This window comes from Okeania sp. SIO3B5 (assembly GCF_010692555.1).
Taxonomy (GTDB): domain Bacteria; phylum Cyanobacteriota; class Cyanobacteriia; order Cyanobacteriales; family Microcoleaceae; genus Okeania.
This window is the reverse complement of sequence record NZ_JAAHHG010000075.1, coordinates 24,032-30,073: the sequence shown is the minus strand read 5'-3', so window position 1 is coordinate 30,073 and position 6,042 is coordinate 24,032. Positions and strand designations below refer to the sequence as shown.

The window sequence follows — 6,042 nt, the reverse complement described above, 5'->3', positions numbered from 1 at the left end:
CAAGATTAGGTGAAAATAGTCAATATTGTAGGGGCGTTAACGATAGTTATGCGAAGCAAACGGCCGTTCGCCTATATTTCAATTCTTTTAGATTTAATCAGCAAACTCTAATTAGGGTTTGCGCTCAAAAGTCTTTTAGTAGAGGGAGGAGACAGGAGACAACCCACCCCTAACCCCTCCCAACCCACCCCTAGCCCCTCCCAACCCACCCCTAGCCCCTCCCAGGAGGGGAGGGGAAGACAGGAGAAATGGGAATGAGCGAGGAAGTAGGAGTAAGAATTATCCCTTAATTTTTCTGCCCAACTATGCCCCTAAAATACTAACTTTTTGAGCGTGAAGAGCTGAAAACCAGGCACTTTTTTTGAACCCAAAAAGGCTAAAGTCTTTATATGTCAATGCTTTGATATTTAATCAGCAACCCCTAATTATTAATTATTAATTATTAATTATTAATTGTTGAATGTCGCTTCTTGTTGATTTGATATTGTAGAGATATCTGCTGGTAATAGAGGTGAACGTACAGACAAATAAATTAATGGACCTAAAAGTGGAATTAATGCTATCCAATACCACGGAGATTTTTCCATTCCTCGTCTACTCATATCATCTCCTAATAAAGTGGGAAATAATAGACACAAAAGACAAAAATCTAGACTCATTACATGAATAAATCTACTGCTTTGCCACTGTTGAATAAAATCTTTCCAGTCGCCATTTTTTAAACCGTATATTAGTAATAAAATCGTACCTACTGTTAAAGCAATTCCTAAAATTCGAGAATCTAAAATATTTAAAAATAAATTCTTTTTTCCTGAAAAATTTGGATTAGGTTGACGCCATCCTAAATAGGGTAAAATAGCAAATGCTCCGACTCCAAATGATAATGTTGAAAATAACCAAGCTGGTGTTTTTTGTCCTCTGCCATCAAAGAACATTAAACAACTATAAATCAACGGCCATATTCCCATAATATTGAATAGAGATACAATCAACGGATTAATATTTTCCCATTGACCTGTTGATAATTTTTGGATTAATTCTAAAGTATCTGGTTGGTCAGGAGGTGCTAGCAGAAATGCGTAAGTGCTAAAGCCAATCCAAAGTAACCACAAAGCTATTTTTTTTAACATAAGTTGTTTAATGAAATCTTTTTCCTGCTTTGCTAAAAAATCAAATTATTTGATGGAATATGATTACATTTACTGTTAATTTTGAAGCCAACTTCTCACTTAATTTTCTAGTCAAAACATTGATTAAATTTTAGTGGATTAAAGATAAAAAATTATCATTTTCCTTATAGGTTTAATACCCCACCATCAACGGGGGTGCTTAAAATTGTTTGGGGGAGCGAATCGATAAGAAATTTTCTCTCCTGACTCCTGAGTTCTGACTCCTGACTCCTTCTTCAATCAAGGTAAAAATCTGTCTAAAGCTGACTTTAAAGCTTCAACTTCAACATCAATATCTCCATCTTGAGTTGCCCGGGAAATACAATCAGATAAATGGTTATCTAAAACCATACGAGCTACTCGATCTAATGCGCCACGAACTGCAGCTATTTGTACTAAGACATCAGGACAAGGACGACTATCTTTGATCATAGTTTTAATTCCTCTAACGTGTCCTTCAATTCTTGATAATCTATTCACGAGACGTTGTAGGGATTCTTCACTATGAACATGAGGATGAGCAGAGGAGTGATGGTTATGTTCCGAATTTGACTCTGCCTTCGCTTGATTATGAGGTAACTGTTCTTTTTGTTGTTCCTGAGATAACACCATAGATTTTGAGTATAATATAGTTAAGATTGGGAGTATTATAACACTAATCCCACTCAGTTAGTCAGTAAGCATTCAGCTATTAGCTGTCAGCTCTCAGCAAAAGAAAGGAGTTTTAATGAAAATAGACTGTTTTAGCCAGCTTTTATAGTTAAGTATATTAAGTATAAATTCTGCCTCAATTAGTAAAGTTTTTATCTAAAACTAAAAGCAATAGCTGATTGCTGATAGCTGACGGCTGAATGCTTATGTTTAGTCAATGAAACTTTAATGCTATGAAATTGTACAAATTTTCTCAAATAACTACCAAAATAACTTCTCAATTATTGGCCATTTTTGTTGCTTTTACTTTAATATTTACTTGTCTACCTACCCTACCAGTAATGGCAGCTTCAAAACTGTTCCAAGGATTATCAAATCCTCAGTTATTAGCATTGCAAGGTATACCAGAGAATATCAATACTATAAATAGTAATAGTTTCGTGACAGAAGCAGTCAATAAAGTTGGTTCAGCTGTGGTGAGAATTGACACGGAAAGACTAATTACTCGCCCTGCTAATCCTTTTTTTGAAGACGAATTTTTTGAACGTTTTTTTGGTAGTGAATTACCAATACAACCTCCTTCAAAAGAATTATTAAAAGGTCAAGGTTCTGGTTTTATTGTTGACTCTAAAGGCATAATTTTAACCAATGCTCATGTAGTAGATAAAGCTGATAAAGTTACAGTAACTTTAAATGATGGTAGACAGTTTATTGGAGAAGTAAAAGGAACAGATGAGGTGACAGATTTAGCAGTAGTTGAAGTTGAGACAAAAGGTGAAAATTTACCAGTAGCAACTTTAGGTGATTCTGACTCAGTACAGGTAGGAGATTGGGCAATAGCAGTAGGAAATCCTTTGGGATTTAATAATACTGTTACTTTAGGAATTATTAGTACTTTAAAACGTCCTAGTTCCGCAGTAGGAATTCCTGATAAAAGATTAGATTTTATTCAAACTGATGCAGCGATTAATCCAGGAAATTCAGGAGGTCCTTTGTTAAATGGAATAGGTGAAGTAATTGGAATTAATACTGCAATTAGAGCTGATGCTATGGGTATTGGTTTTGCTATTCCTATCAATAAAGCTAAAGAAATTAAAGATGTATTAGCTAGTGGAGGACAAGTACCTCATCCTTTTGTTGGTATTCAGATGATTACTTTGACTCCAGAAATTGCCAAGGAAAATAATAATGACCCCAATTCTGTTTTAATTTTGCCAGAGGTAAATGGAGTTTTAGTAACGAAAGTTTTGTCTGGTACTGCGGCAGAAAAAGCGGGCATTCGGAGAGGAGATGTAATTTTAGAAATTGACAATCAATCAATTGTTAATGCAGAGCAATTACAGAGGAAAGTTGAAGCTGGTGGTGTTGGTCAAAAATTGCAGTTTAAGATTCTGAGAAATGGTAGAGAAAAAGAGTTATTTGTTGTAAGTGGACAAATGATTTCTTAGAATGTAGTAATACAGCAGATTCCAAGTATATGAAGTACAGATATTAATAATTGAATGTTCCCAGTGCGAGCATCTTGCTCGCGTGGGTGTACCTCACCAAGGTGGAATCCGAAATGGTAGAGAAAAAGAGTTATTTGTTGTAAGTGGACAAATGATTTCTTAGAATGTAGTAATACAGCAGATTCCAAGTATATGAAGTACATATATTAATAATGTTCCCAGTGCGAGCATCTTGCTCGCGTGGGTGTACTTCACCAAGGTGGAATCCGTTGTATCTGTTAAGGCAAGAATAGTTAGGGAGCAAGATGCTCCCACTTTTTCCTTGATTTATATATTTATCCATTCAACAAAAAGAATTATAGCAGTCGCCACTATAGTTAGGACATCAGGTAATTATGATGATTTATGACGCGAGCAAGATGCTCGCACTCATTGTCCTAACCCCCTTGGCAGTTGCTATAATGCCAGCTAAAGACTTCGATCACGATACGTTCAACAATTATTAATTATTAATTATTAATTATTATAAACGTCCCTATTTAATTATTCGTCGGTATCTTTTAAGCTGATTAGTAAAATAGATATACTAGATGTCATAGCTACTCCACTTTCAATAGCTTGACTAATTTTTTTGGTATTTTGATTATTGCTGATTGATAGGATGCTGAAAACACCTCCAGCAAGAATTGAGATTAATAATTTTTTCTTCGATTTATACATTTTATCTTGTTAAATTATTCAGTTCAAATTTGACATTTTTAATCTAACAAAATTAGCACTCACTGAGAAGTGAAAAAAGTCGAATAATGTAGAAGTAGAAAAATGTAGAAATAAGTAGAAAAAACTGTTTTAAATATCTATTTCTATGGCATTGATATTAAATAATTTGCTAGGGTATAACTGTACTAAAAATTTAGGAAGAATTAAAATTATGGTCAGTTCAGACTATAAAGATAATGAAAAAGAATTTCTCAGGGCTATGGCAGTTAAGTTTTGCTTTTCTGGTAATACGGAACTAGCTTTTTTTGAACGTCTCTACAATACAAATGTGCAAACTTGGGAACAACTGGCGGAGGATTTGAAGCCACAACTGATAGAAAATGCTAAAGAAACAAAAAATGTTGTGCAATTACTGAAAGATTGCTGGAATAACAACATCTACTCATCCCTCACTAAACATGGCTATCAATTTAATGGGAAAAACAAGTGGCAGTTTGTCAGAAAGTGGTTGATTGAAGTTAAGTATCCAGAGTGGTTGAAGGAAAAACAAAAGTTGGAGGGACTTTTACAAAGACTACAGTTATTAACAATTTCTGGCCTCTGGGAAGAGTTAAGATTTCGGGCTGTTTCAACTAATAAAATGGGTCCTGTTATCCCAAAGGTTAGCGACATGAATATGTATACACCTGATTCTAATTATCGTAGTACTATACCTCCGGGCACTGAGATTAAATTTGAGGTACAGTTGGAACGCCCAGGATATTTAACTCTATTAGAAAAAGGTACTACTGGCGAATTTTTCTGTTTGTCTCCATCATCGCTTTTTGCACCTTATCCTAATTTTAAAGAGGCGAGTAAAGTATTGTTACCAATGGAGGGAGCATCTATAGAATTTTTTGAACTAAGTTCTGAACCTGGGGTTGAGGAGATAATAGTGGCGATCGCTCCTGAACGCCCAAAGTTAGATTGGTTGCCGAAACCAGACCAAGAACCTTTGCAGTTACAGGGAAAGCATTTACAGGAATTTTTGGTATATTTTGAGTGCGAGTCAGACTGTACCTTGTGGTATATGAATTATAAAGTAGTGTAGATGTAGGGTGTGTTTAAGCGAAGCGTAACGCACTAGCAGAGTTTATTGTGATTTCTGACAATGGGAGCTAGACACTGATTTGGCCACGGATGTACGGATTTATTGTTGCTACTGAAAGGTTTAAAACCTGAACTTTGAAGTTTTAAACCTCAACTGATTTAAACTTTTTTATCTATTACATAAAAAAGCTGTAAAATCTATGAAATCAACTCATTAAAGTCTGAAAACCAGCTTGTCTGAAATGGCGATCGGAGGTTAAAGCTTGGGTAATATTTGCCTCACGCATAACTACAAAAGAAATACAATCTACTAATCCCCAAGACTGGTCTTGGTAACTTTTGTATAAAGCAAATCCTTTGTCAAATAATTGAGGAGTTAACCGAACAATTTCTATTTCTTGGGAACTCAAAAAGTGTTCGATTATTTCGATCGCTTCATCTTTATAATTTCGTGCCAGAGCATTACCAATTTCTAGCAAAATGGCATCGGTACTTAATAAAGGGTAGCCATCAAAGCGATCGGCTAATTCCCTAGCTTGTTGGTGGTATTGGTCTCGCTTATTGATTAAAGCTATTACAAAGGAGGTATCTACAAATGTTTTATTCGACACTTTTCTCTCCGTTTAGATACAAATCTAAATTAGCAGCAAAATCTTCTGGACCTTCTATTTCTATACTTTTCAATTTAGACATAAATGTAGATTTTTTTTTAATCGGTTTTGCATCTGCAAATTTTTTAATTAACCAGTAGAGTTCCTCGAAATATTCTTCTGAAATACTCTCAATTTCTGCGTAAATTTTTTCTTTATTGGTCATCGTTTTACTCCATTTAAAAAGCGATCGCCTCTATTTGCCGAAAAAGGAATTAAGGGAAAAAAATTGCCTTAAATGCGCATTATACCAAATTAAGGTTATTTTAGTAGAGGTTCAATAACTGTAGGTTGGGTTGTTCCCGTTAGGGTTGC

Annotated in this window: 7 protein-coding genes; 2 read left to right on the top strand and 5 right to left on the bottom strand. The window is 34.9% G+C overall.

Features of this window, described 5'->3' with window-relative positions:
• Positions 1-449 precede the first annotated feature (449 nt).
• On the bottom strand, positions 450-1,130 hold the full coding sequence (locus tag F6K54_RS13025) for a DUF2834 domain-containing protein (protein WP_293078111.1): 681 nt from the start codon (positions 1,128-1,130) through the stop codon (positions 450-452).
• Between the two features lie 279 nt (positions 1,131-1,409).
• Positions 1,410-1,781, bottom strand: coding sequence for a metal-sensitive transcriptional regulator (locus F6K54_RS13020; RefSeq protein WP_293078109.1), 372 nt, complete (start codon positions 1,779-1,781; stop codon positions 1,410-1,412).
• A gap of 272 nt (positions 1,782-2,053) precedes the next feature.
• Between F6K54_RS13020 and F6K54_RS13015 the strand changes: the two genes are divergently transcribed.
• A complete protein-coding gene (locus F6K54_RS13015; RefSeq protein WP_293078108.1) occupies positions 2,054-3,268 on the top strand; it encodes an HhoA/HhoB/HtrA family serine endopeptidase in 1,215 nt (404 codons plus the stop codon).
• 543 nt (positions 3,269-3,811) lie between these two features.
• Here the strand turns inward: F6K54_RS13015 and F6K54_RS13010 are convergent.
• Positions 3,812-3,988: a hypothetical protein gene (locus F6K54_RS13010; RefSeq protein ID WP_293078106.1), complete on the bottom strand. Its 177-nt coding sequence runs from the start codon at positions 3,986-3,988 to the stop codon at positions 3,812-3,814.
• Between the two features lie 211 nt (positions 3,989-4,199).
• On the opposite strand from F6K54_RS13010, the gene F6K54_RS13005 reads away from it, so the two are divergent.
• Positions 4,200-5,078, top strand: a complete 879-nt coding sequence (locus F6K54_RS13005) for a DUF4384 domain-containing protein (RefSeq protein ID WP_293078104.1) — start codon at positions 4,200-4,202, stop codon at positions 5,076-5,078.
• A 205-nt stretch (positions 5,079-5,283) separates the two neighbouring features.
• Here the strand turns inward: F6K54_RS13005 and F6K54_RS13000 are convergent, their stop codons facing one another.
• Entirely contained in the window at positions 5,284-5,688 is a 405-nt protein-coding gene (locus F6K54_RS13000) for a type II toxin-antitoxin system VapC family toxin (RefSeq protein WP_293078102.1), read from the bottom strand.
• Positions 5,678-5,893: a hypothetical protein gene (locus F6K54_RS12995; RefSeq protein ID WP_293078100.1), complete on the bottom strand. Its 216-nt coding sequence runs from the start codon at positions 5,891-5,893 to the stop codon at positions 5,678-5,680. Before F6K54_RS12995 ends, F6K54_RS13000 begins: the two co-directional genes overlap by 11 nt.
• Between the last annotated feature and the right edge of the window lie 149 nt (positions 5,894-6,042).

Excerpts from the sequence above, each read along its gene's own strand:
- F6K54_RS13025 (WP_293078111.1), bottom strand. The coding sequence starts at position 1,130 with ATGTTAAAAAAAATAGCTTTGTGGTTACTTTGGATTGGCTTTAGCACT.
- F6K54_RS13020 (WP_293078109.1), bottom strand. The coding sequence starts at position 1,781 with ATGGTGTTATCTCAGGAACAACAAAAAGAACAGTTACCTCATAATCAA.
- F6K54_RS13015 (WP_293078108.1), top strand. The coding sequence starts at position 2,054 with ATGAAATTGTACAAATTTTCTCAAATAACTACCAAAATAACTTCTCAA.
- F6K54_RS13010 (WP_293078106.1), bottom strand. The coding sequence starts at position 3,988 with ATGTATAAATCGAAGAAAAAATTATTAATCTCAATTCTTGCTGGAGGT.
- F6K54_RS13005 (WP_293078104.1), top strand. The coding sequence starts at position 4,200 with ATGGTCAGTTCAGACTATAAAGATAATGAAAAAGAATTTCTCAGGGCT.
- F6K54_RS12995 (WP_293078100.1), bottom strand. The coding sequence starts at position 5,893 with ATGACCAATAAAGAAAAAATTTACGCAGAAATTGAGAGTATTTCAGAA.